Source organism: Micromonospora sp. KC606 (assembly GCF_004348675.1).
Taxonomy (GTDB): Bacteria; Actinomycetota; Actinomycetes; order Mycobacteriales; family Micromonosporaceae; genus Micromonospora.
The window spans coordinates 32,739-58,016 of sequence record NZ_SMKN01000009.1; the positions used below are offsets into that span (position 1 = coordinate 32,739).

Annotated in this window: 23 protein-coding genes; 10 read left to right on the top strand and 13 right to left on the bottom strand. The window is 71.3% G+C overall.

All coding sequences use genetic code 11. The annotated features are described in order from the left end of the window. Nucleotides 1-32: 32 nt before the first annotated feature. Complete coding sequence (locus E1193_RS03815) at nucleotides 33-653, bottom strand: helix-turn-helix domain-containing protein (protein ID WP_132180297.1); 621 nt, start codon at nucleotides 651-653, stop codon at nucleotides 33-35. 163 nt (nucleotides 654-816) lie between these two features. Here E1193_RS03815 and E1193_RS03820 point away from each other — a divergent pair, with 163 nt between their 5' ends. Further along, nucleotides 817-2,166, top strand: coding sequence for a radical SAM protein (locus tag E1193_RS03820; protein WP_132180299.1), 1,350 nt, complete (start codon nucleotides 817-819; stop codon nucleotides 2,164-2,166). Here E1193_RS03820 and E1193_RS03825 read toward each other — a convergent pair. Next, nucleotides 2,104-3,312 (bottom strand): MFS transporter, encoded by a 1,209-nt coding sequence (locus E1193_RS03825; protein WP_165945623.1) that lies wholly within the window; start codon nucleotides 3,310-3,312, stop codon nucleotides 2,104-2,106. The genes E1193_RS03820 and E1193_RS03825 overlap by 63 nt on opposite strands. Before the next feature lie 161 nt (nucleotides 3,313-3,473). Here E1193_RS03825 and E1193_RS33650 point away from each other — a divergent pair, with 161 nt between their 5' ends. Further along, nucleotides 3,474-3,602, top strand: a complete 129-nt coding sequence (locus E1193_RS33650; protein WP_279433291.1) for a hypothetical protein — start codon at nucleotides 3,474-3,476, stop codon at nucleotides 3,600-3,602. 441 nt (nucleotides 3,603-4,043) lie between these two features. Further along, nucleotides 4,044-5,378 carry an NB-ARC domain-containing protein gene (locus E1193_RS03830; RefSeq protein WP_243707267.1) on the top strand — a complete coding sequence of 445 codons (1,335 nt, stop codon included), beginning with the start codon at nucleotides 4,044-4,046 and terminating at the stop codon, nucleotides 5,376-5,378. 24 nt (nucleotides 5,379-5,402) lie between these two features. On the opposite strand, the gene E1193_RS03835 is transcribed toward E1193_RS03830, so the two are convergent. From E1193_RS03835 to E1193_RS03865, 7 genes are all read right to left on the bottom strand, one after another. Next, nucleotides 5,403-5,591, bottom strand: coding sequence for an MbtH family protein (locus tag E1193_RS03835; RefSeq protein ID WP_243707268.1), 189 nt, complete (start codon nucleotides 5,589-5,591; stop codon nucleotides 5,403-5,405). Nucleotides 5,592-5,631: 40 nt separating this feature from the next. Further along, nucleotides 5,632-7,452, bottom strand: a complete 1,821-nt coding sequence (locus E1193_RS03840; RefSeq protein WP_132180307.1) for a carbamoyltransferase C-terminal domain-containing protein — start codon at nucleotides 7,450-7,452, stop codon at nucleotides 5,632-5,634. 10 nt (nucleotides 7,453-7,462) lie between these two features. Then, nucleotides 7,463-8,941 (bottom strand): amidophosphoribosyltransferase, encoded by a 1,479-nt coding sequence (gene purF / locus E1193_RS03845; RefSeq protein ID WP_132180309.1) that lies wholly within the window; start codon nucleotides 8,939-8,941, stop codon nucleotides 7,463-7,465. A 50-nt stretch (nucleotides 8,942-8,991) separates the two neighbouring features. After that, nucleotides 8,992-10,302, bottom strand: a complete 1,311-nt coding sequence (locus E1193_RS03850) for a Zn-dependent hydrolase (protein ID WP_165945625.1) — start codon at nucleotides 10,300-10,302, stop codon at nucleotides 8,992-8,994. Then, nucleotides 10,299-10,979 carry a response regulator transcription factor gene (locus tag E1193_RS03855; RefSeq protein WP_243707269.1) on the bottom strand — a complete coding sequence of 227 codons (681 nt, stop codon included), beginning with the start codon at nucleotides 10,977-10,979 and terminating at the stop codon, nucleotides 10,299-10,301. Before E1193_RS03855 ends, E1193_RS03850 begins: the two co-directional genes overlap by 4 nt. 273 nt (nucleotides 10,980-11,252) lie before the next feature. Next, nucleotides 11,253-13,475, bottom strand: a complete 2,223-nt coding sequence (locus tag E1193_RS03860; RefSeq protein ID WP_132180315.1) for an ATP-dependent RecD-like DNA helicase — start codon at nucleotides 13,473-13,475, stop codon at nucleotides 11,253-11,255. A gap of 150 nt (nucleotides 13,476-13,625) precedes the next feature. Further along, entirely contained in the window at nucleotides 13,626-14,033 is a 408-nt protein-coding gene (locus E1193_RS03865) for a RidA family protein (protein WP_132180317.1), read from the bottom strand. 69 nt (nucleotides 14,034-14,102) lie between these two features. Between E1193_RS03865 and E1193_RS03870 the strand changes: the two genes are divergently transcribed. Next, nucleotides 14,103-14,759, top strand: coding sequence for a TetR/AcrR family transcriptional regulator (locus E1193_RS03870; RefSeq protein ID WP_132180319.1), 657 nt, complete (start codon nucleotides 14,103-14,105; stop codon nucleotides 14,757-14,759). A gap of 109 nt (nucleotides 14,760-14,868) precedes the next feature. On the opposite strand, the gene E1193_RS03875 is transcribed toward E1193_RS03870, so the two are convergent. After that, on the bottom strand, nucleotides 14,869-18,225 hold the full coding sequence (locus E1193_RS03875) for a S8 family serine peptidase (protein WP_132180321.1): 3,357 nt from the start codon (nucleotides 18,223-18,225) through the stop codon (nucleotides 14,869-14,871). Between the two features lie 254 nt (nucleotides 18,226-18,479). On the opposite strand from E1193_RS03875, the gene E1193_RS03880 reads away from it, so the two are divergent. The 3 genes from E1193_RS03880 (at nucleotide 18,480) to E1193_RS03890 (ending at nucleotide 21,906) form a co-directional block, all read left to right on the top strand. Continuing rightward, a complete protein-coding gene (locus tag E1193_RS03880) occupies nucleotides 18,480-18,827 on the top strand; it encodes a hypothetical protein (RefSeq protein ID WP_132180323.1) in 348 nt (115 codons plus the stop codon). Between the two features lie 548 nt (nucleotides 18,828-19,375). Beyond that, nucleotides 19,376-20,611, top strand: a complete 1,236-nt coding sequence (locus E1193_RS03885; RefSeq protein ID WP_132180325.1) for a S8 family peptidase — start codon at nucleotides 19,376-19,378, stop codon at nucleotides 20,609-20,611. Between the two features lie 71 nt (nucleotides 20,612-20,682). After that, nucleotides 20,683-21,906 carry a S8 family peptidase gene (locus E1193_RS03890; RefSeq protein ID WP_132180327.1) on the top strand — a complete coding sequence of 408 codons (1,224 nt, stop codon included), beginning with the start codon at nucleotides 20,683-20,685 and terminating at the stop codon, nucleotides 21,904-21,906. 227 nt (nucleotides 21,907-22,133) lie between these two features. Here E1193_RS03890 and E1193_RS03895 read toward each other — a convergent pair whose 3' ends face one another. Both E1193_RS03895 and E1193_RS03900 read right to left on the bottom strand, forming a co-directional pair. Continuing rightward, entirely contained in the window at nucleotides 22,134-22,349 is a 216-nt protein-coding gene (locus E1193_RS03895) for a hypothetical protein (RefSeq protein WP_132180329.1), read from the bottom strand. A 185-nt stretch (nucleotides 22,350-22,534) separates the two neighbouring features. Next, nucleotides 22,535-22,912: a hypothetical protein gene (locus tag E1193_RS03900; protein ID WP_207922546.1), complete on the bottom strand. Its 378-nt coding sequence runs from the start codon at nucleotides 22,910-22,912 to the stop codon at nucleotides 22,535-22,537. A gap of 41 nt (nucleotides 22,913-22,953) precedes the next feature. On the opposite strand from E1193_RS03900, the gene E1193_RS03905 reads away from it, so the two are divergent. From E1193_RS03905 to E1193_RS03915, 3 genes are all read left to right on the top strand, one after another. After that, entirely contained in the window at nucleotides 22,954-23,487 is a 534-nt protein-coding gene (locus E1193_RS03905) for a TetR/AcrR family transcriptional regulator (RefSeq protein ID WP_132180331.1), read from the top strand. A gap of 364 nt (nucleotides 23,488-23,851) precedes the next feature. Continuing rightward, complete coding sequence (locus E1193_RS33655; RefSeq protein ID WP_279433292.1) at nucleotides 23,852-23,983, top strand: hypothetical protein; 132 nt, start codon at nucleotides 23,852-23,854, stop codon at nucleotides 23,981-23,983. A gap of 207 nt (nucleotides 23,984-24,190) precedes the next feature. Beyond that, nucleotides 24,191-24,640, top strand: a complete 450-nt coding sequence (locus E1193_RS03915) for a hypothetical protein (RefSeq protein ID WP_132180333.1) — start codon at nucleotides 24,191-24,193, stop codon at nucleotides 24,638-24,640. Between the two features lie 331 nt (nucleotides 24,641-24,971). Here E1193_RS03915 and E1193_RS03925 read toward each other — a convergent pair whose 3' ends face one another. Then, entirely contained in the window at nucleotides 24,972-25,193 is a 222-nt protein-coding gene (locus E1193_RS03925; protein ID WP_132180337.1) for a hypothetical protein, read from the bottom strand. Between the last annotated feature and the right edge of the window lie 85 nt (nucleotides 25,194-25,278).

Sequence of the window (25,278 nt, forward strand, 5' to 3'; positions counted from 1 at the left end):
CGCCTGGGCCGTGGCGTGGTGCCCCCCGGCCGCTACGTCCGGCCCATCACTGGTTTGTCGACGAACGGGAACGCGTGCGCGAACAGGAAGACCTCGGCCCGGCCCGGAGCGCCGTCGCCACCACGACTTTCGGTCCGCGTCGCGCGTGAGTGCTCCGACCACTTCTTCAGCACCTCGTCGAGTTCGGCGCCGAGCCGGCGCAGCTCCTCGGCGTCGAGGTACAGGACTGTGTCGGTGCTGTACGCCGCGCCGGCCCACTCGGAACCCCACTGGCCGGTGCCGTGGTCCTGCCACTCCCGCAGCCGCTCGACGTGCCGGGCGGTGAGCACGGCGTGCGCCGCCGCCATCGCCTCACGCGCGGCCGGGCTGTCCGGGAAATCGGCGGCGGACCAGCGCACCCCGCCCGGAATCGCGCGCCACCATCGCTCCCGGCCGTCCTGCCCCAGATCGGGAGCCTCCTCGATGTAGCCGTAGCGGGCCAGCTGCCGCAGGTGATAGCTGAGCGAGCCGGGCGCGGCCGGCACCACCTGGGAGAGCTGGGTCGCCGTCGCGGGCCCCATAGTGGCGAGCGCCTCGTATAACTGCAGCCGCGCCGGGTGCGCGATGGCCCGAAGCGTCTGCATATCAGTGATCTTCTTCGTTTCCTGAGCCACGCACCCACCCTAGTAACACAAGATAATTTGCTCAATAGCCCTATTGCAAACGTCGTTGCACATACATTGATCAACACGTATAGTTTGGAACGATTCAACTCACCCCCGCTCGCCGCCCGCCCGCCCACCTGCAGGCACCATCGCGACGCCCGGAGGATCCTTGATGACCTCTGCTCCCGCTCCGCTGCCCCTCGGCCCGACAACCCAGCGCCAAGCCCCGCCCCGCTTCTCCGCCCGCCCGGCGGGGGAGGCCACTCTGACGCGACAGCCGGCACCCCCGCCCGGCACCGAGGTGCGGCTGCTGCGGGGCCGAGACTCGTGGTGGGCGGTGCACGGCAACCGGGTGGCCCGTCTTCCGCTCGCCGCCGTCCACGGCGAGGGTCCCGCGCCCACCCTGACGCCGCAGGCCCGAGCCGCGCTCGCCGAAGGGCGGTTCTTCGCGTCACCGAACGCCGACACCTACGCGGTCACCGTGCTCACCGCCACCGCGTGCAACCTCGGCTGCTCGTACTGCTTCCAGAACACGGCGCTCCCGCCGCCCGGCAGCAGCGCACCGCCGCGCATCCGCGCCGCGACGCTCACGTCCGACCTGATCGCCCGGACCACCGCATTCGTTCAACGGCAGATGTCCCGTTTCGGGCAGGGCCAGGCCAGCCTGCTGCTGTTCGGAGGCGAACCCCTGCTCAATCCCGTGGGCGCGGTCCGCATCCTGCGGGCGTTGCAGCCGCTCAACCTCGTCGACGCCGACATCGTGACGAACGGCGTGCTACTCACCCCGCGGCTGGCCGGGCAGCTCACCGCGGCGGGGCTGCGCCGGATGCAGATCACCTTCGACGGCGCCCGCCCCGACCACGACCGGATCCGCGTCACGCGCGACGGCCGGGCCACGTACGACAAGATTCTGCGTAACGTGGCCGACGCCGTCCGCAGGACGGACCTGTCGTGGACCTTCCGGGTCAACGTCTCGCACCGCAACATCGGCGACCTCGACCGGCTGATCGAAGATTTGGCCAGCGTCACCGTGCCGGGGCGGACCAGCCTGCACCTCAGCCTGGTGGACGACGTGGGGCTCGGCTACGACAACGCGGTCGGATACACGCCCGGGCTCGCCGACCGGTTCATCGCCCTACACGCGCGGGCGATCGAGTACGGGATGACCATTCCGGTTTCCAAGCCGCTGACCGCCTGCCCGTACTGCTCGACGTTCGGCGGGGACGGCGGCGCCGTGATCAACGCCGACGGCCACCTCTACAGCTGCTGGGAGACCGCCGGCCGCGAAGGCTGGTCGGTCGGCGACGTCACCGATGGATACCTGCCCGCCGAAACCATCCGGTCCCGCTGGGTACCGTGTGACTACGACATCCTGCCGCACGGTAGCGACGAGCAGGCCCGGGAGTTCTTCGACCGGGTCGACGCCACGGCGTTGGACGGCATGTACGCGGCCGGTCGGCTAGCGGCCCCCGCACCCGGGCGCGCCCCCGCCGTCGAGCCGCGCTCCGCGCACCGACCGTAGGGTGAGCGCGACCGCCACGGTGACGGCCTCCGCCGCACCGCACACCACGAAGGCGCCGGCCAGCCCGACGGCGACGGCGAGCGCGCCAAAGAGGAGGTACGCGACGGGGGCGAGGCCGAGGGCCGAGAAGGCTGCCAGCGCCATCATCCGGCCCTGGTACTCGGGTCTCGTCCGGGCCTGAACCAGACCGATGAGCAACGCGCTCGCCGATCCAGAGCAGACACCGAGCAGGACCGCCACCACCACGGCCGCCGGCAGGCTGGAAAACCGCGGCAGCAGGGCCGTGCAGAGGCTGCCCGCGCCAACGGACAGCACTCCGGCCGCGCCCACGGCAGCCGGACGGCACACGGACAGCGCAAGCGCGCCACCGGCCGCTCCGGCCGCGAAACCGGCGACCAGCCAGCCGAGGCCGGGCGGTCCCCACCCGCGGTGGGCGGCCAGCATCGCGAGGCCGACGTTCAGGGGGCCGGCCAGCGTAAGGTTCAGGACCGCGACCACGACCAGGGTGGGCCCGACGACCGGTTCCGCCGCCGCGTAGCGAAGGCCGCGCCGCAGCAGCCGGAAGACCCCGTCGGGCGGCCCGTCGGCCCCGGGGGCGGACGCGGCTGCGACCGCCATCCGGGCTCGCAGGCTGCGCAGGACCAGCACCGCGACGGCGAAGAGGACGGCGTTCACCGCCGCGGCCAGGCTCAGCCCGCCCAAGGCGACGATGAAGCCGCCGCAGGGCGCGCCGACCACGCCCATGGCGCGCTCGAGCGTCTGCACCGTGCCGAGCCGCGCCGGCAGGTCGCCGGGCGCCACGAGCCGGGGCGGCAGCGCGGAGGCGGCCGGCAGGTGCGCCGCGTCGAGCACGCCGACCAGCAGTGCCGCGACCAGCAGCAGCCAGCCGTTCTCGCCGGCGGCCAGGACGCCCGCCGCGAGCCCGGCCATGACCACGGTGCGCAGCGTCTGGCTCATCACCACCACGCGGAGCACACCGTACCGGTCGGCGACCGCACCGCCGAACAGGACGAGGATCGTGCGCGGCAGCGTGGCGACCGCCAGCACCGCGGAGGCCCGCAGGGGATCGTCAAACCGGCTGGCCGCCCAGCCCAGAGCGACGAACCAGATCTGACCGCCGAGCAGGGAGAACCCGAATCCGACCAAATAGGTGGCGAAAGGATGGCCACGATCCGCCGGGCGCCGATCCGGCGGTCTCCGCACCTCGATCGACGCCACACTCTCACTGTAATGCACAACAACATTTCCTCAAGATTTTTGCGCGAAAAATGTTGTGTATATCGGCGGCGGGTTCGTAGGCTACCGGCATGAGGAATTCGTCTGGATGCCGAGCGCAGGACGGCCGGACACGGCGCGACACACGGGAAGGCAAGCCCGCCATGACCATCGAAATCTTCATCATCAGTGACCGCGACGTGTGCGGCATCAAGGGCTGACCGCCGCGATGGAGTAATCCGCACCGCTCCGGCGCCAGATCGGCGCCGGGGCGGTGTCTTGTGACCTGCCGGGAGCGAGCCATGACCGCCGCGCATCGACCGCAGACAGCCATTCTCGCCGAGATGTTGCGATCTCTCCGCCGGGCCGCGGGGCTCACGCAGGAGGAGGCGGCAGCGCGCTCCGGCCTCAGTTCGCGGGCTATCCGCGAGCTCGAGGGGGGTCGCAGCCGCAGGCCGCAGCGCAAGACCGTCGAACTGCTGGGCACCGCCCTCGAGTTGAACCGCCACCAGCTCGCCGAACTGATGGATACGGCCGGGCATCGCCAGCCGCTCCACCGCCGAACCGCGACCATGCCATCCGTTTCCGACACGCGTGCATCCGTATCCGACACACGCGGTCCGGATGCCGACCCTGCCGCGCCGATCGCCGGGCCGTGCGAGTTGGCCGGCGAGCCCAGCGCGTACGTCGGACAAACCGACGCCGCCACGGAGGCCAGCCAGTTCCTCACCGCGGCGAGCGCGCTCGCCGCGGTCGTCGGCTCATCCTCAGCACGGCCCGTGGTCGTGCTCGGCCAGCCCGGCGCCGGTAAGACAGCCTTCGTCACGCACGTGGCACACCGCCTCCGCGACCGCTTTCCGGACGCCCAGCTCTACATCGAGGCGCTCAGCGACAACGGTCAGCCGGCCGCGCCGGCCGAGGTGGCCGCTCGGATACTGCGCTCCCTCGGCATGCCACCCGACGCGGTCCCGGCCGCCTTCTCCGAACGCGCGGCCGCGGTCCGCGCCCACCTGGCCGCCAGGCGCGTCCTCGTCGTCGTCGACGACGTGGTGGACGAGGAACAGGTGTGCGCCCTGCTGCCGGCCTCCGGGCACTGCGCCGTGCTGATCAGCGCGCGCCGGCGGTTGGCCATGTTGGACGGCGCCGAAACGGTCGAGCTGCGTCCCCTCTCCCCGGCGCAGGGGCTGGCGTTTCTCAGCTCCCTCCTCGGACCGCAGCGGGTCATGGCGGAGCCAGCCGCCGCCGAGGCCGCCGTAGCGCTGTGCGGCGGGCTGCCGCTGGCGCTCCGCGCGTTCGCGAGTCGCCTCACCGCCCGGCCGCATCGCGCGATGCGCCCCCTGGTCGAGCGGCTGGCCGACAGGAGCGAGCAGCTGCCACTGCTCGCCTTCGGCGCCACCGGGATGGCACGCAGCATCGACCTGAGCTACCGCCTGCTACCCGACGACGCGCGGCGGCTGATGCGGATGCTGGCGGTGCTGCCCGCTGCGGCGTTCGGAAGTTGGATCGCGGCGGCGCTGCTCGACGCACCCCTTGAGGACGCCGAGGAAGCGCTCCAGCGCCTCGTGGACGCCTGCCTCGTCGAGGTGACCGCATACGGCGGCCCGGCCGGGCCGCGGTACCGGCTGCACGACCTGCCCCAGGCGTTCGCGGCCGATCTGTTGCGGGGGCGAGAGGCCCTCGACCAGGAGGAAGCCCTGCTCAGGGTGCTGGGCGGTTGGCTGGCGATCGCGCAGGAGGCCCAGCGGCAGGCGTTCGGCGCCGCCGACCAGTCACCCCACGCGTGGCTCCCCCGCGACCGGCGCGGTTCGGTCGCCACCGACGCGCTCCGCAGCGGCCCACCCTACTGGTACGCCGAAGACCGGCGGTCGCTCTCGATCGCCCTCGCCGGAGCCCACGACGGCGCGCTCGCAGCAGCGGCGCGCGACGTGGTAGAGGCGATGCGTCCGTTCCCCCACCTCCATGACCAAGGCGTCCCTGACGTCGCTAGAGCGATCTGAGGAACGCCCTGGTCATGGACCCGGTCACCCCACGCCGAGCCGTTCCCGGACGCTGCGCGGGCGCATGTCCGTCCACACGCGATCGATGTGCTCCAGGCACTCCTCGCGCGTGCCCCGCACGCCCTCGTCGCGCCAGCCGCTCGGGTTCTCCCGATGCGCCGGCCAGATCGAGTACTGATCCTCGTCATTGATGACCACCTTGAACGTCTCCACAACCCTCTCCAATCCGTGGTGGGTGCCCTCTCGCCGGCCGTCAGACCGGCGCGGCGGTATCCTGATCTACCGGCGCGCCGGCGCCGTCGTGCCCGTCCTCCTCGACCCGGCTCACCACGTGACGGCCGAGCACGAGGCGGTCGATTCGTGAGCCGAGGAAGGTGCTCAGCGCCGTCTCGGGATCGCGGATGATCGGCTGCCCGCGCAGGTTGAGCGAGGTATTGAGCAACACCGGCACACCGGTACGGGCCCCGAACTCCTCGAGCAGCTGCCAGAGCGCGTCGTTGTGACCCCGCCGCAGGACCTGGACCCGTGCCGTTCCGTCCACGTGCGTGACCGCCGGCAACGCGGCCCGGTACTCGGTGCGGGTGTGCCCGACGAAGAGCATGTGCGCATGTCGCTGGTGAGCGCCGTCGGGCAGGTCGAAGAAACGATCCGCGTCCACCTCGCGGACCACCGGCGCGAACGGGCGGAAGCCCTCGCGCTGCTTGACGATCGCGTTCAGGTGGTCCCGCATCGTGGGGTCCCGGGGGTCGGCCAGGATACTGCGGTTGCCCAACGCGCGCGGGCCAAACTCCATCCGGCCCTGGAACCACGCCACCACCTTGCGGTTGGCGATCATCTGGGCGACGTCGCGGGCGAGTTCGGCCTCGGTGCCGTACCGGCGGCTGCGGCAGTCGGGCCGGCCGGCCAGCGCCCCCGCCAGTTCCTCCGGCGCGTAGCCCGGCCCCCAGTAGGGCATGGTCATCGGTCCACGCACGTCGACCTCCGCCCGGCTCACGTGGGCGTACAGGGCCGCGCCCAGCGCCGAGCCGTCGTCTCCCGCCGCCGGCTGCACGAAGATCCGGTCGAACATCCGGCTGCGCGAGATGAGCCCGTTGGCCGTGCAGTTGAGCGCCACACCACCGGCGAGGCACAGGTTGCGCTGCCCGGTGACGGTTCGGAAATGCCGCAGCACATGCAGCAGCGCGGCCTCAACGCCCGCCTGCACGGCCGCCGCCACGTCCATGTGGCGCTGCTCCAGGGCGTCGCCCGGCTCCCGGGGCGGCCCCAACAGCTCGGTGAGGCGGCGGATCGTGCCGGCATGGCTCTCGTGCTCCAACCACGACCGGTTCTCGGCAAGTGCCGGCACCGTGTACGAGCCGTCCGGCCCGAGCCGGATCAGCCGCATGATCTCGTCGAAGTACCGGTGCGGATCCCCGTAGGGCGCGAGACCCATGACCTTGTACTCGTCCATGGCGAACTCGAAGCCGAGGTAGAGCGTCGCCGCGCCGTAGAGCGAGCCGAGCGAGTGCAGCGCGGGCACCTGGCGCAGCACCTCGACATCCCGACCGCGTCCGGTCGCGACGGTCATGCTCTCCGTCTCACCCATGCCGTCGGCCACCACGATCAACGCGTCGTCCATGCCGCTCAGGTGATAGCTGCTCGCGGCGTGGGCCAGGTGGTGCGGCACCGTCACGAACCGGCGTCCCCAGTCGACGTCCGCCCAGTGCCGGGCGAGCAACGCACGATGCACATCCGGCGCGTAGACCTGCTGGTAGCGTCGGCGGGTGAACTGGTTGAGCTCGTGCGCCGGCGACGGTCGGTAGTCGAAGCCGTGCGCCACGAGGTCCACATCCGACATGGTGAGCCCGGCCTCCCGGAGGCAGTACTCGACGGCGTTGACGGGGAACGCGCCGGTGGTCTTCACGCCGGTGAACCGCTCCTCCGCCGCGGCGGCCACCACACCCTCGTCGGTCACCAGGGCCGCGGCCGAGTCGAGACCCTGGACGATCCGGTAGGCACGCGGGTCCAGTCCGGGCAGCTCGCGCCGTTTGAAGGCCAGTCCGTCGTGCATCCCGCTGATTCCGATGACTCGCATGCCAACCCCTTCAGCTCCGGTAGTCCGAACGTAGTTCCTGCCACGGTCGCCGGTCCCCCGTCGTGAGGAGGGTCGGCGTCTTCGTCTTGGGATGGGGGCGGCCGGTGGGCGTGAGCGCCAGCGGCCGACCCGGCACGAGCCGCGTCGGTGGGGAGACCGGCACCGGGTACGCGCCGGTGAAGCACCCGACGCAACTCTCGGCGCCGCCGACAGCCTCACGCAACGCCTCGACCGAGAGGTACTCCAACGAGTCCGCCCCGACCATCCGCCCGATCTCCGCGGGCGTGCACCGGTTCGCGACCAGTTCGGTCCCCGTCTTCATGTCGACGCCGAAGAAGCACGGCCACCGGACCGGCGGCGAGGCCACCCGCACGTGCACCCGGCGCGCGCCAGCCGCCCGGAGCATCGCCACCACCTGTGTCATGGACGTCGCGCGCACGATCGAGTCATCCACCAGCACGACCGCGCGCCCCGCGACGACCTCCGCGATCGGGTTGAGCTTGAGCAGCACCGCGGCCCGGCGCACGTGCTGTTCGGGCTGGATGAAGGTGCGCCCCACGTAGTTGTTCCTCGCCAGGCCCTCGTCGTACGGGATACCGCTGGTTTCGGCGAAGCCCAGCGCGGCGGGGCGCGCGGTGTCGGGCACCGGGATGACGACGTCGCCGGTGGCGGGCGCCTCGCGGGCCAGGGCACGGCCCAACGCCCGCCGCACCTGCTGCACCCGCCGGCCACCGAGCACGGTGTCCGAACGGGCGAAGTAGACGTGCTCGAACGAACAGGCCGCAACGCGAGCCGGTGCGGCGAACCGGGTCGAGCGCGGACCACCGTCGTCGATCAGCAGCACCTCGCCGGGCGAGACCTCGCGCACCAGGGTGGCGCCGAGCAGGTCGAGGACCGGGGACTCGGAGGCGACCACCCAGCCGCCGCCCGGCAGAGCGCCGAGGCAGAGCGGCCGGAACCCGTACGGGTCCCGAGCCGCGTACAGCCGCTGCGCGTCGCAGGCCACGATGCTGTACGCACCGCTGGTGCGCGCCAGCACCGCCCGTAGCGCGGCGTCCAGTGGCCCGTCCTCGTCACCGATCTGCGCCACCAGGAGCCGGGTGTCCGCCGTGCTGTCGCCGGGTACCCCGACGCCGGCCACCGCCGTGATGTTGCCGTTGTGCGCCAGAGCGAGCGAACCGCCCGGCGGCATCCGCCCCAGGAGCGGCTGGGCGTTTTCCACCGTGGAGTCCCCGGTTGTGGAGTACCGGACGTGCCCGATTCCGAGGTGTCCGGTGAGGCGGGTCAGCGCGGCCGGCTGGAACGCGTGGCGTACCTCTCCCATGCCCACGGACCGTGCGATCCGCTCGCCGTCGGCGACGGCGATTCCGGCCGATTCCTGTCCCCGGTGTTGAAGCGCGATGAGTCCCTGGTACACGGCGGGAGCGACATCCGTACCCGGCGCCCAGATGCCGACCACGCCGCACTCCTCGCCAATGCCGTCGAGCATGGCGAAACCCCGTCCAGTCTGTGTCGAGTAGGATGCTTTCCCGTGCCGGCCTACTGGTGCCCGCGCATGACCTCCGGGTCATAGCCCAGGACCGTGTGCAGCAGCACGTTCGCGCCGGCCACGATGTCTTCCGGCGCGGTGCTCTCGGTCGCGACGTGGCTGCGTCCGCCCTGGCTCGGTACGAAGATCATGGCCATCGGCGCCAACCGTCCGACAATCTGCGCGTCGTGTCCCGCCCCGCTGGGCAGGTGGTGGTATGGCAGCCCAAGCGCGTCGCTGGCCGCGCTGATCAGCCGACGCAGTCGTCCGTCACACGCCATCGGTTGGACCACCTGGGACGGCGCCAGCTCCACGACGGTGCCGGTCTCCGCCCCGATCTTCTCAGCGACGCGGCGCAGCGCCTCGACGGCGGCGTCGAGAGACTCCTCGGCGACGTCGCGCAGGTCGGCGCGCAGCCGCACCAACCCGGGTACCACGTTCCAGGCGTCCGGCTCGACCGTACAGCATCCCACGGTGGCGACCCGCACGATGCCGTCCTCGCCGGCGATGTCGCGCACCGCCAGCACGAACTGGGCGGCCGCGACCAGGGCGTCCCGGCGCAACGCGATGGGCGTCGTGCCGGCGTGGTTGGCCTGGCCGCGCACGGTCACGTCGATGGTCACGCGACCAGTGATGGCGGTGACCACGCCGATCGGGTACCCCTCAGTTTCCAGCACTGGGCCCTGCTCGATGTGCAGTTCCAGGTACGCACCCACACTGCCGTCCGGCCACGCGGCGCGCGGCACGCGACCCGGGTCGCCTCCGGCCGCCCGCAGCAGGTCGCGCACCGGCTCGCCCCGGCTGTCGACGCCGGACAGCCAGGTCCGGTCGAACTGGCCCGCGAACGCGTGCGAGCCCCACATGCCCGGCGTGCCGAACGCGCCCTCCTCGTTCATGAACCCGATCACCGCGACGGGAAAGCCCATCTCGACCCCGTGTTCGGCGAGGACGTGCGCCACCTCGACCGCGGCGAGCACGCCGTACGCTCCGTCCAACGGACCGCCGTCCGGAACCGTGTCGAGATGCGACCCCAGGACCAGCCACGGCCGGTCGGGTCGGGCACCGAGCCGGCGTCCGATCAGGTTGCCGGCCGGGTCCACCTCTACGCCCATCCCGGCCGCCCGCAGGTACGAGGCGACCAGTTCCCGGCCCCGCGTGTCGTCCGGGGTGAACGCCAACCGGCTCACCCCGCCCGCCGGTGTGGCGCCGACCGCTCGCAGGCGCTCGATCCGGGCAAGCAGCCGCGGGCCGTCGACGCGCAGGTGCTGGCGTCGCGCGGCGACGCCGGGTGCGGGGCTGACGGGCACGCGCCCGCCGGTCACCATCGCACCAAACCATTTCGGTAGGCGAACGCGGCCGCCTGTAGCCGGTCACGCAGATGCAGCTTCCGCAGCAGCTGGGAGACGTGGTACTTCACGGTCGGTTCGCCAACGAAGAGCCGCTGCCCGATCTCCCCGTTGGACAATCCCTCCGCGACCAGGCAGAGCACCTCCTGCTCGCGCCGGGTCAGGGTGGCCGCCGCGGCCCCGACACGGCCCGGGTCGCGGCCGGAGATGCGATCGATCACCGGCCGGACGATCCGCTGGGCGAGGAACCCCTCCCCCGCCATGGTCGCTCGAATCGCGTTCACCACCTCGTCCGCGCCGCAGGAGCGCAACAGGATGCCGGACGCACCGGCCCGCAGGGCGTCGAGTGCCTCGTCGTCAAGGTCGTCGATCATCAGTACGACGGCCGGACGCCAGGCCAGCGGTGCCGCGCCCTTCCGCTCGGGGCTGGCCGCGCCCTCGCCGAGCAGCCGTCGGGCCAACGTCATACCGCCGACCCGGGAGATCGCGGCATCGGCGAGCACCACGTCGGGTCGGAGGCGCTCGGCTGTCCGGGCCGCCTCCTCGCCGGTCTCGGCTTCGCCCACCACCTCGATCGTGGGGTTTCGGTCGAGCACGGCCCGCAGGCCGATCCGGGGCAGCGCCCGGGGATCACATAGCAGTACGCGGGCCACCATTACCTCCCGTGACTCATCGTCTCGGCGACCATCCGCTTGGAGCGTTTCAAAGCACAACATCGACATCAGTGAATCACCAGGAACAGGCACCGGCACTGCGCGGGAACTCTTCCGGTGCTCCAGCGCGTCCAGCCCGCACCGGCGGCGCCACGCGGTCTGCGAGTGCCGGTATTCCTTCCGGCCGGCCACCGCCTCGAACGCGTCCGGTACGGGCTGCGCCGGCTCAGCGCGGAGCGTCGACCGCGCTTCGCGCGGGACTGCTGGGCGTGTCTACCGGCCGGCGGTGAGCCGATGGTCAAGGGCGGTGTGGCGGCGGCCGGCGCCGACGGTGCGTACGGCGGCGGCGAGGGCGCGGCGGGAGCCGACGAGGACCACGAGTTGTTTGGCGCGGGTGACGGCGGTGTAGAGCAGGTTGCGTTGCAGCATCATCCAGGCGCTGGTGGTCAGGGGGATGACGACGGCGGGGTATTCGGAGCCCTGCGAGCGGTGGATGGTCATGGCGTAGGCGTGGGCGAGCTCGTCGAGTTCGTCGAAGTCGTAGTCGATGGTCTCGTCTTCGTCGGTGCGGACCGTCAGGATCTGCTCTTCGGTCGAGAGGTGGGTGACGATGCCGAGGGTGCCGTTGAAGACGCCGGCTTGGCCCTTGTCGTAGTTGTTGCGGATCTGGGTGACCTTGTCGCCGACGCGGAACACCCGCCCGCCCATGCGCCGCTCGGGCTGCCCTTCCCGGTGCGGGGTGAGCTTCTGCTGGAGCAGCGTGTTCAGGGCGCCGGCGCCGGCGGGGCCGCGGTGCATGGGGGCGAGGACCTGCACGTCCCGGCGCGGGTCGAGCCCGAACTTGGTGGGGATGCGGGTGCAGGCGACGTCGACGGTGAGGGCGGCGGTGGCGTCGGTGTCGTCGCTGGCGAACAGGAAGAAGTCCGGCAGGCCCTGGAGAAGGGGTGGGCGGCCGGCGTTGATGCGGTGGGCGTTGGCGACCACGCCGGACTGGGCGGCCTGGCGGAAGATCTGGGTAAGCCGGACCCGGGGGATCGTGGGGGCGGCCAGCAGGTCCCGCAGGACTTCCCCGGCGCCGACGGAGGGGAGTTGGTCGACGTCGCCGACGAGCAGCAGGTGCGCGCCGGGTGGGACGGCCTTGACGAGTTTGTTGGCCAGGATGAGGTCGAGCATGGAGGCCTCGTCGACGACGAGCAGGTCGACGTCGAGGGGGTTGTCCCGGTCGTAGGAGGCGTCCCCGCCGGGCCGTAGTTGCAGCAGCCGATGCACGGTGGCGGCGGGATGCCCGGTCAGCTCGGACAGCCGTTTGGCGGCGCGTCCGGTCGGGGCGACGAGAGTGACCTTGGCTTTCTTGGCGGCGGCGAGTTCGACGATCGAGCGGACGGTGAAGCTCTTGCCGCAACCCGGCCCGCCCGTGAGCACCGCGACCTTCGAGGTCAGCGCGAGCCGGACCGCCTGCTCCTGCTCGGGGGCCAGGTCGTTGCCGGTGCGCGCCCTCAGCCAGGTCAGGGCCTTGTCCCAGTCGACGTTCGTGAAGTGGGGCAGCCGGTCGGCGCGGTCGTGCAGCAGCCGCGTCAGTGAGGAAGCGAGGGACTGCTCGGCGCGGTGCAACGGCACCAGGTACACCGCCTGCACCGGCTCCCCGCCGCTGCCGGGCAGGGTTTCGCGGACGACGCCCTCGTCGGCGACCAAATCGTCCAGGCAACGGCCGACGAGGTCGCCGGGCACGTCGAGGATCTTCGTCGCGTCGGCGACCAGCTCGGCTTCGGGCAGGTAACAGTGGCCGCTGTCGGTGGCCTCGGACAGGGTGTACTGCAGTCCGGCCATGACCCGTTGCGGGCTGTCGTGCGGAATCCCCACCGACCGGGCGATGGTGTCGGCGGTCTTGAATCCGATGCCCCACACGTCGGCGGCCAGCCGGTACGGCTCCTTCGTCACCACCTCGGTGGACGCGTCGCCGTACTGCTTGTAGATCCGCACCGCCAGGGAGGTCGAGACGCCGACGCCCTGGAGGAAGACCATCACCTCCTTGATGGCCTTCTGCTCCTCCCACGCGGCGGTGATCTTCGCGGTGCGTTTCGGACCCAGCCCCGGCACCTCGACCAGCCGCGCCGGCTCCTCCTCGATGATTCGCAGGGTGTCCAGCCCGAAGTGCGCCACGATCCGTTCGGCGAACACCGGCCCGATGCCCTTCACCAGTCCGGAGCCGAGGTAACGCTGGATGCCCTGGATCGTGGCCGGCAACACGGTGGTGTAGGAGTCGACCTCGAACTGCCGACCGTGCTTCGGATGCGACGACCAGCGCCCATGCAGCCGCAGGCTCTCCCCCGGCTGCGCGCCCAGCAGCGCACCCACCACCGTCAACAGGTCGGCGCTGCGGTCGGTGGCGACACGGGCGACGGTGTAGCCGGTCTCCTCGTTGACATAGGTCAGCCGCTCCAGCACCGCCTCGAGTGTCGCCAGGGCGGGACGAGGCGCACGGGTCACGCCAGCCATCCTGCCGCATCCCAGCGCCAGCGCCAGAAGGCAGCCCAGCCCGCCCCGCTCCAGCGGATCATCCCCGCGTTCGCCCTCGCCGGTATGACCCTGGTCGCCTCCGACCGGAACCTCACCCTCGGCGCCGGGCCACGGGGTGGGCGCAGGTGGTCAATCGATGACGGCGGTGGCCTCCACCTCGACCAGCAGGTCGGGCTCGCCCAGCGCGGCGACGCCCAGCAGGGTGATCGGCTTGACCGGGTCGACACCCAGCTTCGCGGCCGCCCTGGCCACGCCTTCACCCAGCAACGGCATCTTGTCAGCGGTCCAGTCGACGACGTAGATGGTCAGCTTCGCCACATCGTCGAACGAGCCGCCGATTCCGGCCAGGGCGGTGGCGATGTTGAGGTACGCCTGCTCGACCTGGGCCGCCAGATCCCCTTCGCCGACTGGATTCCCCTCGGCATCACGAGCCACCTGCCCGGCCAGGAACACCAGCCTCGATCCGGTGGCGATCGACAACTGCCGGTACACCTCGGGTTTCGGCAGTCCGTCCGGGTTGACCAGTTCCACGGCCACGAAGCACTCCTCACGACGGGGACATAGGATCGACTGCCTGAACATAGCATCGCTATGTATTGTGACGCGATGGTCCGAACGAAAGACCCGGTGGTCCGCACCCTGCTGATCGAGCGGGCCGCGCAGATGCTGCGAACCCGCGAACCAGTCACCCTGCGCGCGATCGTCGCCGGCACCGGCGTGTCGACCATGGCCGTCTACACGTACTTCGGCGGGATGGACGGCTTGTGGCAGGCGACGCGTCAGGAGGGATTCACCCGGCTGGCCGCCAAGCTCAAGGCGGCCCCGCAGACGGCAGACCCGGTCCGGGACCTCGCCGCGCTGGGGGCCGCGTACCTGTCCAACGCCCTGGCCAATCCCGACCTCTACCGGGTCATGTTCGACGCCGGTTTCGAACTGGGAGATCCCGCAGCGGCCGACGAGACCCTGCACTGCCTGGTACGCGACATCGACCGGGCCAAGGCCATCGGACGCTTCCGCCGCGACGTCGACTCCCTGGCCCTGGCCACCCAGAGCTGGGCGATCGGCCACGGACTGGTGTCACTGGTGTCCACCGGCCCTCTACCACGCCAGGCACTCGACCACGGCGCGCCCATGCTCACCGCCCTGTTCACCAGTTGCGGCGACGACCCAGACACCTGCCGCCGGTCGGTCGAACTCGGATGGCACCCAGAGCCGGGCCGCGAAACGGCCCCGGTAGACCAGCCGCCACCCGCCAACACCTGACATCCGCTGCGGATTCGGTCGGGCTCGTGCGACCAACAGGTGGCACCTGGCCCTCCGCCCCGCGCCCGCTGGCGGCGGGGCGGGGCGGAGGGCGCCGGTCGGACGCCGGTCAGGCGGGCGCGATGCGGTAGGCCCGCGTCACGGTCTGCTCCACGATGTTGCCGGCCCAGTCCTCGGCGCGGGCTCGCAGTGACACGAACCCGGTGGTGTTCGGGTGCGTCACGCTGGCCGTGCCGACGCCGTTCGTGGCGGACACCGTGGCACTCTGCCAGGTTGCGCCGTCGTTGACCGAGTAGTCGACGGTCAGACTGCGCAGGCTGCTGGTCGCCGCCCCCGGCTGCGCGGACGCCCTGAGCGGGATGACGAAGGTGCCGCCCGCCGGCGCGGTGCTCTGGGCGTCGAGGCTCGGACTGAACGTCACCGCCCACAACGGCAGCCGCAGCTTCGCCGTCGGGGACACCGTGTCCGAGATGAACGTCCAGGCCGCGCTCACCTTGGTCGACAGTGTCACCGGCGCCCCCCGCTCCACCGTCGCTTCCAGCCGGTACGTGGCGTGGCCGGCCGGCACGGTGAACCGTCTCCATTCGTACGCCGGGTAGGCCAGCTCACCGATGGTGACGCCGTTGCGCTTGAGCACCAGCGTCCCGTTGGTCGTCGCCGGATCCGGCAGGCCCGCGTGACCGTCGCCGTCGCCGAACAACGGCACGCTGGCGGTGATGACGTCGCCGGTGCGGGTGACCCAGTTGTCGTTGTAGATCGACGAGGTGAAGGCCGGACCGTACACCGGCCTGTTCCAGGTCTCCTGCGAGGTGGTGCCGCCGACGTACGTCTTCACGCCCGAGTTGAGGTAGTTGATACCCGGCCCGAGATAGTAGGTCGCCTCCAGGAAGGCCGAGTGCCACCGGATGCCGCCGTCGGTGTTGTACACCTCGGTGCGCGAGGACGGGAGGTTGAACGACAACCCGACGCCGGCCACGTGGCCGACCTGGGTGCCGAACAGCGTGCCGCCGGGGTGCGCGTACGCGGCCTTGGTCCCCACCGTCCCGGGAATGTGCCCGGCGTAGTGGGTTTCCACGGTGGCCAGGTCGCCAGTGGCCACCGTGCGGTTGAAGCCGGTCGGCAGACGCTGGTCGGTGAACCACGCCAGGTGGTAGACCCTGGGCGAGTTGAACGAGCCGCCGCCCGGACCGGGCCGGGCCAGGGTGAAGCCGACCTTGGAGAAGAATCCCCACACGAACTGGCTACCGAGCTGCCCGATGTAGGTCGTCCCAGAGCCGACGCGCTGGGTGAAGTGGGCGCTCTCCCCGCTGCCGTTCATCTGCACGCCAACCTCGGTCACCACCACGTTGGCCTGCGGGTCCGGCACGGCGACGCTGACCGGCTGTGCCAGCCTGGCGTCCATGACCAGGCTGCGCGCCTGGTTCATCTCCACCCGTGGCGCGGCAAGCACCGTCGTCTCCGGTCCGGCCGGGCCGCCACCGTACACCGCGCTGGTCACCAGGTACGTGCCGGCGGGCAGGCGCGGCACGGTGACCGGCCCGGGGCCGCCCACGATCCAGAATCTGCTGCCGTCGGCGCTCTGGACGAGGCCGAAGTACGACGCGGTGGGGTTGCCCACGCGGTCGAGGTGCTGCAGCGTCAGGTCGTACGCCTCCCCCGCCCGGTCCACCGCGAACGGCGTGCTGACCAGCACGCTCGGGCCGGTGGCGGTGAGGTGGCCGGTGTAGTATCCGTCCGAGGCGGTGACCCTGGTGTCCGTGGTGAGTTGTACCGACGCCTGGCCACCGGCGGGCACCTGCACCGAGCTGGCGCTGAGGGCGAACATGCCGGCCGGAGCCGCGCCGCCGCCCGGCCCCGAGGTGGTCAGCGCGAGGTTCAGGGTCAGCGGGCTGGTGCCGTGGTTGCGATAGGTGACCGTCCTGGTGAGCACCGGGTCGTCGCCGTGTGGCCACTGCTGCCGGCCGAGGCTCAGGCTGGGCGGGTCGGCGACCACCAGTTGCTGGACGCTCCGCGCGACGTCGAGTCGCCCGGCTCCCTGCGCGAAGGCCCCCAGCGTCGGGTGGCGCACGGCCGAGCCCATCAGGGCCGCCTTGATCTGCGTCGGCGACCAGGTCGGATGGCGCTGCGCGAGGATCGCCGCAGCGCCCGCCACATGCGGTGTTGCCATCGACGTGCCGCTGTTGTCGATGTACGGCGCGCCCGGCGTGCCGATCGGAGCGGTGGAGCTACGGGCCGCGGTGATGTCGACGCCGGGCGCGGTGATGTCCGGCTTCAGTGCCGCGTCCTCCGGCCGGGGGCCCCGGCTGGAGAAGTTCGCCAGGTTGTTCGAGCCGTCGACGGCTCCCACCGTCAGCGCCGCGTCCGCGCTGCCCGGCGAGCCGACCGACTCGTCCGCGCCGTTGTTGCCGGCCGCGATGACGAAGAGCGTGCCGCTGCTGGCGGTCAACTCGTTCACCGCCTGCTCCAGCGGGTCGACGCCAGGCCGGTCGGGGCCGCCGACGCTCAGGTTGACGACGTCGGCGCCCTGGGCCACCGCCCACTCCATTCCGGCGATTATGGCCGAGTCGGGGCAGTAGCCGGAGGCGTCGCAGACCTTGCCGTTGAGCAGGGTGGCTCCCGACGCGACGCCCCGGTTCGCGCCCTGCGACGCCGCGCCGGTGCCCGCGATGGTCGAGGCCACGTGGGTGCCGTGTCCGTTGAGGTCGCGGGCGTCGGGTTCGGTGGTGAAGTTCTGGGCGGCGGCGACGGCGCCGGTCAGGTCGGGATGGGTGGCGTCGATGCCGGTGTCCAGGACAGCCACCGTCGCGCCGGTGCCGTCGAAGCCGGCCGCCCAGGCGGCGGGCGCGCCCACCTGCGGGACACTGGCGTCGAGCGTCGTCTTTCGCAGCCGGTCCAGCCACACCCGGTCCACCGCGGAGCGCAGCACCCGCCCCTGGGGCGCGGCGGTGGTCAGCTCGCGCCACAGGTCGGATGCGGTGTCGTGGTCGGTTCGCACGGCGAGGCTGTCCACGCTGGACAACTCCCGGCCCACGGTGGCGCCACCGGCGGCGAGGTAGCCACGGGTGGCGGCCTCGCCGGTCGAGGCGTAGGTCACGATGATCGGGAGACCACCGCCGTTGGTGCCCTGGCCGGCGGCGAGCAGCGCGGTCACGTTGAACAGCTCGTGGTCCAGCTCGCCGGCGGTCAACGCGGGCAGCGCGTCGGACGGGAGGACGTACGTGTGCCCGTCCCGGCGGTAGTTGGTGAACCTTACGCCGCTGCGGTCCGGGTCGTGCTCGACGACGACCTGGCCGTCGTCGGCGATGGTGAGCCGGTCACCGGTGATGAGTGTGACGTGGTTGTCGGAGGGCGGGCGATCGGCCGAGTCCGTGACCGCGGACGAGCTGGCGGACGGAGTCCCGACGACGAGTGATCCCGTCAGGGCCACCGCCAGCAGGGCGCGGGTCACTCTTGCACTGATGGACATGTTCCTCCCCGTTCGATGGCGGCCTACCTGAGCCCCGGAGCCGGGACATGGCCACCTCTCGATCTCTGGCATCATCGTGACACCCGGTGATCGAATCAACACGCATGTGTGACTCGACCGACAGGTGCTTGCACTAGGCGTCGGCAGCGCCTACCCTCCCGCACTCGAACTCCATTGTGGACGACGAGGGCCGTCGAGAGAGGGCCGTCGAGAGACCCTTGACCCATCGTGACAGGGGGGTAGCATTGCGATACATGCAGATGCGTAGGTTTTTCTGCGTCCCGGCCGGCGCCGCCCTCGGCGTCGCGGCAGTCCTCGGCGTCCTGCTCGGGCAGCCCGCGGCCGCGGCCGCCCCAACGCCCGTCAGCTCGGATCGATCGGCCGCCACCACCACGGGAATCGCCCTCCGGGGCATGGTCCAGCAGGTGAGCCTGAGCTGTAAGGTCCTTCGCACCGACTGGGGCAGCTACGCCCTCCTCGGCGGAGACCCGGCCGTCGTCCGCCCCGGCGCCTGGGTGGAGGTGCACGGCAACCTGCACATCGGGGCCACCGTGTGCGCGTACGGCGCACAGCTGCAGGTAACTGACGCCCTACCGATGTAGTTCGTCACCGGATTCCCTCGCCCCGGACGGTCGAGCACGGCAGGACGGTTCCACCAGGAGCACCGCTGAGCCATGCTCCGGGTCCGGCCGGTGACAGGCACTCCGGCACCGGAGGTCGCCGGCGCGGCGAGGGCGGGACACGGAGGCCCCTAGTGGTCGCGGGCGTCCTGGATCGTTGGGTTCGATCGTGGACGGCCGCTACGGGCAGCACGCCCGGTCAGCCCGGAACGTCGGGGTGCCGCGACGGCGACCGAGCACGCCGGGCGCGACGGTGAGCCGCTCGACGCGGTACGACCCCCGCCAGCGCGGCAGCCGCCCCGCGGCCGAGGCCGGGTGCGGCCGCGCTTCGCCGTGATGAGCACCGAGGAAGCTGGAAATCCTTCGCACGCAAGCCATTCACGGCAACGTTCATCAATATCATCCTCAGATCATGAACAGCCACTACATACATGACCATGACTGCGGCCGCTACCGTCCTCCTATAGTCAGGCCGCCCCCGGAAATGAGCACCCCTCGTTCGGGAGGCCCCACAGTAGGAGGACCGGGAGATGACACTCCCCCGCACTCACCGGCGCACCTTCGCCGCCGTCGGCGTTCTCGCCAGCGCCGCCATGGTCACCGCCATGGTCGGGAACCCGGCAACGGCAGCCTCGGCGACCGCCGAGATCCGCAGCGCCGGTGGCGCGACGGCCGTAGCCGACAGCTACATCGTGGCACTCAAGGACAGCAGCGTCGGCGGCCGCGCCGGCACCCGGCAGGCCGCAGTCAGCAGCACCGCCAGATCCCTCGCCGCCCGGTTCGGTGGCGCTGTGGGGCAGGTCTACGGCGACGCGCTCAACGGCTTCGAGGTGCAGCTGTCGGAGCGTGCCGCCAGGCGCCTCGCCGCGCACCCGGCCGTCGACTACGTCGAGCAGAACCACACCATCTCGATGACGGCTACCCAGACCAACCCGCCATGGGGGCTCGACCGCATCGACCAGCGGAACCTCCCGCTCAGCCGCACGTACACCTACAACAGCAGCGGCACCGGCGTCACCGCGTACATCATCGACACCGGCATCCGGACCAGCCACGTCGACTTCGCCGGCCAGGCCGTGGACGGCTACGACGCGGTCGACGGCGCGCTGCCGGCCGCCGACTGCAACGGTCACGGCACCCACGTCGCGGGCACCGTGGGCGGCAACACCTACGGTGTCGCCAAGGACGTCCGGCTGGTGGCCGTCCGGGTTCTCAACTGCTCCGGCAGTGGCACCCTGGCAGGGGTCATCGCCGGTATCAACTGGGTGACCTCCAACCACCAGGCGGGCCAGCCGGCGGTGGCGAACATGAGCCTCGGCGGCAGCTACAACTCCTCCCTCAACGCCGCCGTCCAGAACTCGATCAACGACGGGGTCACCTACGCCGTGGCCTCCGGCAACTCGAACGCCAACGCCTGCAACTTCTCACCTGCCTCGGTCCCGGCGGCGCTCACGGTCAACGCGTCGCAGAGCAACGACGCGCGGGCCTCGTTCTCCAACTGGGGTAGCTGCACGGACATGTTCGCCCCCGGCGTGGGCATTCTGTCGGCCTGGTCCACCAGCGACACCGCCACCTCGTCCATCAGCGGCACCTCGATGGCCGCACCGCACGTCGCGGGCGCGGCCGCCCGGGTGCTCAGCGTCAACCCGAGCTGGACGCCCGCCCAGGTCCACTCGTACCTGGTCAGCCAGGCCACGCCCAACGTGATCACCAACCCGGGCAGCGGCTCGCCGAACCGGCTGCTCTACCTCGCCCCCACGTTCTGACAACCCGTCGTCGCACCGGCCCCGAGGCGTCTCCGCCCCGGGGCCGGCCCCTTTCCCACGAGGAGAAACAGATGACCAAAACACGTCTCGGGAGCCGGCTGCTCGCGCTCGCCCCGTTGGTCGCCCTGACCGCCGCGCTGGCCCCGGCGGGCAACGCGTCCGCCGCCGTGGGGACGATCCGCCACGCCGGCAGCGCCGATGCCGTGCCGGGCAGTTTCATCGTCGTGCTCCGTGACGAGCTGGTGCGCCCGACGCCCGGGGTGAGCGCCCCCGCCGAGGTCGCCCGGGTGGTGGACCGGCTGCGGGTCCGTCACGGCGGGACCGTCGGCAGCGTCTATCGCCACACCGTAACCGGGTTCGAGGTTCGCATGCCGGAGCAGGCAGCCCGCCGCCTCGCCGCCGACCCGGCGGTGGCGTTCGTCGAGCAGAACCGGACGACACCCCTCATCGGTTCCGGCGTGCAACTCAACCCGCCCTCCTGGGGGCTGGACCGGATCGACCAGCGCAGCCTTCCGCTGGACGGCCGGTACGCCTATCCGAACACCGCGCACAACGTGCACGCCTACATCATCGACACCGGTATCCGGAGCACACACACCGACTTCGGTGGCCGCGCGGGGGGCGGAGCCGACCTGGTCGACGGCGCGCTGCCGGCCGACGACTGCAACGGCCACGGCACGCACCTCGCGGGGACCGTCGGAGGAACCCGGTACGGGGTCGCCAAGGAGGTCCGGCTCCATCCGGTACGGGTGCTCAACTGCTCCGGCAGCGGCAGCTACGCGACGGTGATCGCCGGGGTGGACTGGGTCACCGGGAACGGTGTCCGGCCGGCGGTGGCGCTCCTGGCGCTCGGTGGCGCGGCCAGTTCGGCCCTGGACGCCGCGGTGACCCGTTCGATCTCCTCGGGCATCACCTATGCGGTGGCGGCGGGCAGCTCGGGTGGCAGCGCCTGCAACTACTCGCCGGCGCGGGTGCCGGCTGCGCTCACCGTCGCGGGCACCACGTCGTCCGACGGCCGGATGCCGAGCGGCAACTACGGCAGCTGTCTGGACATCTACGCCCCGGGGGCGAACATCTCGTCCACCTGGCACACCGGCGACGCCGCGGTCACCACCATCAGCGGCAGCTCGATGGCCGCCGCGCACGTCGCCGGATGCGCCGCGCTCGCCCTCTCGGCGAATCCGACCTGGGCCCCGGCCCAGGTCGCCAGCTATCTGACCAGCCGGGCGACGGCCGGCGCAGTCGGCGGAGTCGTCGCCGGCACGCCGAACCGTCTCCTCTACTGCGGCGCCTGAGCCGTCCTCGCCCTGTCGAGGCGACGCAGGGTGGGGCGTCGCGGGCGGGATCGACGTCGTTTGCGGCATGGTCGGGTGTCGGGTGGCTGGGATAGCGCCATCTGGCGCAAGTGGCGTGCGCCCCGCCACCCGGCGTCGCCCGCCGGCACCGGACGGCGCCGCACGCACCAGGCAAACCGTGAACCAGGCGTCCCACCCGTCGTGAGGACGCCTGGTTCACAGGGTGGTCAGTGCACTTCGACGCCGTACCAGGCGAGGCCCTCGTTGAGTGGCTGCACGTACGTGCGGCAGTCCTCCGGGATCCCGCCGGAGACGAGGCCGAGCGCTGCGTCGCCGTGGAAGACCGAGCCGCCGCTGTCGCCACCGGCCGCGCAGAAGCTCGTGTAGTCCAGCCCGGTCACCCGACCCTCGACATAGATGGCCGTGGTGTTCTTGGCGAGCACCTCGCCGCAGCGAGAGAGATGTGCTCACGTACTGCCTTCCGGAGCAGTGTCAGGGCGTCTCACGCTAGGACCTTGTGATCATCGATGCAGAGAACAGAGAATGGCATCGACGTGAACCATCCGGACCCGCAGTCGCACGGGCCCAGACGGCAGTTCAGGCAGCCCGCTGTCGGCGCTCGAAAGCGTCAGGGCCTGGCGGCGAAGATGTCGACCAGGCTGGTGAAGCTGTCTCCACCGCGCCCCGCTGCCTCGCCGCGCCGGAAGATCTCCAGCACGGCCTGCGGCAGTGCGGGGTCGATCCCGGAGTCCCGCGTGGTGTGCACGACGTGCTCGATGCTGGCCACCCCCATGGCGAGCCGGTCGACGTCGCCGGGGTGTTCGGCAGCGTCGATTCGGTCGGTGTAGAACTCCAGGAAGTACCGTAGATCGAGCGCGGATGTGGCGTAGGGCAGCAGTTCCTCGGCGGTGATGCCGTTGGCCCGGGCAACCGCGAGGGCGTGTAGCCAGCTCAGCATGCTGGTCCAGAACATGTCCATGTTGAGCTGGTAGTAGAGCGCGGCCAAGCCCGGGTCGTCGCCCCGGTAGTCGCACCACCTCCCGGCTGATGCAACGGCAGGGCTACGACGGCACCGGGATCAAACAGATCTCCAAGGAGGCAGGGGCTACCCTCGGGTCGGTCTACCACTTCTTTCCCGGCGGCAAGCAGGAGCTGGCGGTCGAGGCGATCCGGCACGGTGACCGGGAGTTCGCCGAGTTTCTGACCCGAATGCTGGCCGGCGCGGACGATCCGGCCGAGGCGATCGAGGCGTGCGCCCGCACCCTCGGCCAGGACCTGCGCCGCTCGGACTGGGTCGACGGCTGCCCGGTCACCGCCACCGCGCTCGGCACGGCCACCCGGGCGCCCGAGATCCAGCATGCCGCCGCCGAGGCCTTCGCGCGCTGGCGGGGCCTGGTGGATGCGAAGCTTCGTGCGGCGGGCTTCGCCCACGCCGACGCTCGGGACCTGGCCCACACGGTGATCAGCACACTGGAGGGAGCCGAGCTGGCTGCCCAGGTCTCTCAAAGCGAGACACCGCTACGGCTGGCCGGGACGCATCTCGCCCGACTGATCCGTCTCTACCGGAAGGCCACGCCCTGACCGCGGACGCGATACCGCGCCTCGGCCGCTCACTCAGAGTCCTCGAACCGGCTGGAAGGTCACCTGCGGAACCATCCGCTACGCGGCGGCCTTCGGTGTCTGGCCTACAACACCTCCGTCAGGTGCGGGGCCGGCCGGGTCGCCGGAGCAGACGGACTGGCCACAGATCGCGGCACTGCACCTGTGGCTGCAACGGCTCCAACCGACCGCCCCGGTACGGCTGAGCCGGGTCGTCGCGGTCGCCAAAGCCCACGGGCCGGACCGAGGGCTGGCGCTGCTCGACGACCGCAACCGCCGCTACCGCCTGGACCAGGAACCACTGACCCGGCAACGCGGACGCGCCGTCCGTGCTCACCTACTCCAGATGACCGGCGACACGACCGGCGCGGCAGTGCTGTACCGGGAAGCAGCCAGCCTGACCAACGACCAGGTCGAACAGCGGTACCTGCTCGGTCAAGCCCACCGTCACCAGCACGAGCGCCAGGTCGGACACTGACTCCTCCCACCGGACGTTGGCTCTCGTGACCGCCCACGTCCAGATGCCTGATGACCAGGACGTTCGGAGCGAGGAGCGCCGCGAGCACCTCGGCTGGCCGCCGGTTCGATCAGGATTCGAGAAGCGCCAGAGGGCTGGTCGGCCCTAGCCTTCCTTTCAGATGGCCGGCACCACGCCGAGCCTTGAGGGTCGAAAGGCAGCCTGGATATGCCCGCGAAGAGTCCCACGAACGAGTCCGACGGCTTCAGCGCCGAGGAGCGTGCCGCGATGAAGGAGCGCGCCGCCGAGCTGCGCGCCGAGGGCAAGAAGGGCGCCAAAAAAGCCGAAGGACTTGAGGCGGTCCTCGACCGGATCGCGCAGATGGCGCCGGAGGACCGTGCGCTCGCCGAACGCGTACATGCGACGGTGACCGCTACCGCCCCGGAGCTGTTGGCAAAGACCTGGTACGGGATGCCCGCATACGCGAACGCGGACGGCAAGATCATTCTCTTCTTCCAGGATTCGGGCAAGTTCAACTACCGATACTCGACCCTGGGCTTCCAGGAAACCGCCAACCTCGATGACGGGGACATGTGGCCGGTGTCGTACGCGCTCCAGAAGTGGAGCCCCATGGTAGAGCAAAAGGTCGTCGAGCTGGTGACGGCTGCGCTCTCCTGACCGTTGCCGCAACCAGGCGCGGCGCTGACAAAGCACGTCTCCATCTGCCATGCACCGAGCCCTCGTCCACATCGATGGACGGGGGCCCGGCACGTCAGGTGCCGGCCGCCCGCTCGGCGGCCTGTCCCGTCAGGGCCCGGGAGCGGAGGCGACCAGCCGCCGCCTGCTGGAGTTGGCGGCTCCGCTCCCCGAACGTCCCCGCGTGCTCGACCTCGGGTGCGGCACCGGACCCGCCGCGCTGAGGTAGGCGCCGGCTGACCGGGCACGACCCGCCGTCGGCAGAGCGGGGCCGGTCAGCCGGTCAGGTCGATCCGCCAGTCGTTGGAGCGCATCAGGTGCACGGGCAGGATCGCCCGGCCCAGTTCGTAGACCCGCTGGTCGTGCCACCCGCGTCCGAGTAGCCGACGCTGCCCACCTTGGCACCGTCGGGCAGCACCACGGCGTTCATGCGGCCGTTGCCGGTGTCGCCGAAGCGCACGTAGCGCTCGTGGCGAGCGACCACCTGCTCGTCGGTCATTCGTCCCCGTACCTCCCGGAAGCATTCAAGCAGCACCACCGGCACCTCTGAACGGCAACACGCGAACGTCTGGCGGGGTCGCCAGATCTGCTCTAGCGGACCGGCAGCCCCCTTCTCGCGC

Excerpts from the sequence above, each read along its gene's own strand:
- E1193_RS03875 (WP_132180321.1), bottom strand. The coding sequence starts at position 18,225 with ATGTCCATCAGTGCAAGAGTGACCCGCGCCCTGCTGGCGGTGGCCCTG.
- E1193_RS03860 (WP_132180315.1), bottom strand. The coding sequence starts at position 13,475 with ATGGCTGGCGTGACCCGTGCGCCTCGTCCCGCCCTGGCGACACTCGAG.
- purF (WP_132180309.1), bottom strand. The coding sequence starts at position 8,941 with ATGCTCGACGGCATTGGCGAGGAGTGCGGCGTGGTCGGCATCTGGGCG.
- E1193_RS03870 (WP_132180319.1), top strand. The coding sequence starts at position 14,103 with ATGGTCCGAACGAAAGACCCGGTGGTCCGCACCCTGCTGATCGAGCGG.
- E1193_RS03840 (WP_132180307.1), bottom strand. The coding sequence starts at position 7,452 with ATGCGAGTCATCGGAATCAGCGGGATGCACGACGGACTGGCCTTCAAA.
- E1193_RS03905 (WP_132180331.1), top strand. The coding sequence starts at position 22,954 with ATGCAACGGCAGGGCTACGACGGCACCGGGATCAAACAGATCTCCAAG.
- E1193_RS03890 (WP_132180327.1), top strand. The coding sequence starts at position 20,683 with ATGACCAAAACACGTCTCGGGAGCCGGCTGCTCGCGCTCGCCCCGTTG.
- E1193_RS03820 (WP_132180299.1), top strand. The coding sequence starts at position 817 with ATGACCTCTGCTCCCGCTCCGCTGCCCCTCGGCCCGACAACCCAGCGC.
- E1193_RS33650 (WP_279433291.1), top strand. The coding sequence starts at position 3,474 with ATGAGGAATTCGTCTGGATGCCGAGCGCAGGACGGCCGGACACGGCGC.
- E1193_RS03915 (WP_132180333.1), top strand. The coding sequence starts at position 24,191 with ATGCCCGCGAAGAGTCCCACGAACGAGTCCGACGGCTTCAGCGCCGAG.
- E1193_RS03880 (WP_132180323.1), top strand. The coding sequence starts at position 18,480 with ATGCAGATGCGTAGGTTTTTCTGCGTCCCGGCCGGCGCCGCCCTCGGC.
- E1193_RS33655 (WP_279433292.1), top strand. The coding sequence starts at position 23,852 with ATGACCGGCGACACGACCGGCGCGGCAGTGCTGTACCGGGAAGCAGCC.
- E1193_RS03885 (WP_132180325.1), top strand. The coding sequence starts at position 19,376 with ATGACACTCCCCCGCACTCACCGGCGCACCTTCGCCGCCGTCGGCGTT.